The sequence below is a fragment of the Streptomyces sp. NPDC048496 genome (genome assembly GCF_043200055.1).
GTDB lineage: Bacteria > Actinomycetota > Actinomycetes > Streptomycetales > Streptomycetaceae > Streptomyces.
This window is the reverse complement of record NZ_JBICXB010000144.1, coordinates 1-1,244: the sequence shown is the minus strand read 5'-3', so window position 1 is coordinate 1,244 and position 1,244 is coordinate 1. Positions and strand designations below refer to the sequence as shown.

Below are 1,244 nucleotides of genomic sequence, written 5' to 3'. Positions count from 1 at the left end.
GCGCCAACGAGCCCAGCATCTCGGCCGCGAACGCCTCCAGACGCGGCCGGACCTCTTCCATCTCCTCAGGAGTCACACCTGAAAGAAGATCACAACCTATCCGATGAAGATTACTTGGGGCACCTAACAAAGCCCTACTAGGCTTCGATCGAGCCTCTCGCTCACGCTGGACCTGAGCAGCGGCCCCGGCGTGCTCCGCACTCGCATTCGAGAGGACGCCTGTTTCTCGGTTTCGATGACCACGGACTCGCCGTGGTCGAGGGCGATCAGGTGGAGACTGCACGGAGGGCCTCCCACCGCAATGCGGATGCTGTTGGTTAATTCGGGTCCTTAATCACTTCGCCCTGTCGAGCTTTGGCTCGGCGGGGCGAAGTGCTGCGAAGTGGCTGGTGCGGGTGCGGGCCCGGGGTGTTTTGGTGAGGTGGGCGTCGATACGGGCGAGGTTGAGTGCAGCGCCGGTGAGCTGGTGCTGGAGGCTGGTCTTCGCGAGGCCGCGGTAGCGGGATCTGCGCAGGCCGCAGCGCTGGGTGCCTTGCGCGAAGGTCCCTTCGACCCCGGCGCGGATCTTGTAGCGGTCCTTCCAGGCGTCGGTCTGCTGCTCGGCCCGTGCCGCCTGGACGGCTTCGTATGCGTCGCGGTGTCGCAGGTTGAGCTCGCAACATTCGGCCTTCGACGAGTTGACGCATTCCCGCAGGTGAGGGCAGGTACGGCAGTCGGCCGGGCTGAAGCGGACCCGGATGACGGGCAGGCCCTGCTGCGAGTGGCGGTGGTGCCACTGGGTGCTGGCCGTCCCGTTGGGGCAGGTCACTTCCTCACGGTCCCAGGCGATGGTGAGGGCGTCCTGCCCGAAGGGGCCTTCGGCCGAAGCGGCGGTGCCGGCGGCCATCGGTCCTTGCAGGCTTACTCCGTGGTCCCTGTGGGCGGCCACGACCTGACCGGCGGTGGGGTAGCCGGCATCAACCCGGTGCTCGCCCGGCAGGCAGTCCCGCCCGGCGAAACCGGCGTGGATCTCGCCGCTCATCACACTGTCCGGGGTGGTGGCGACGGTGGTGGCCACGTTCGTGATCAGGTTCGGGACCTCCGGCTCGCAGGTCTCGGTGAGGTGGACCTTGTAGCCGTCCTAGAGGGTGTCGCGCTTCACGCTGCCCCGCGCCTCGATGTCATAGGGCGTGACCAGGCGCGTCGCGCCCGGCGGCCGGTCTTTTGGGTCCCGACGCCTCACCCCGCCCTCGACCAGGTGGAAG

Annotated in this window: 1 pseudogene; it reads right to left on the bottom strand. The window is 67.6% G+C overall.

The features are described 5' to 3' along the window. Positions 1 to 334 precede the first annotated feature (334 nt). Positions 335 to 1,244, bottom strand: a pseudogene (locus ACGFSA_RS35215) (transposase); the annotation flags it as partial.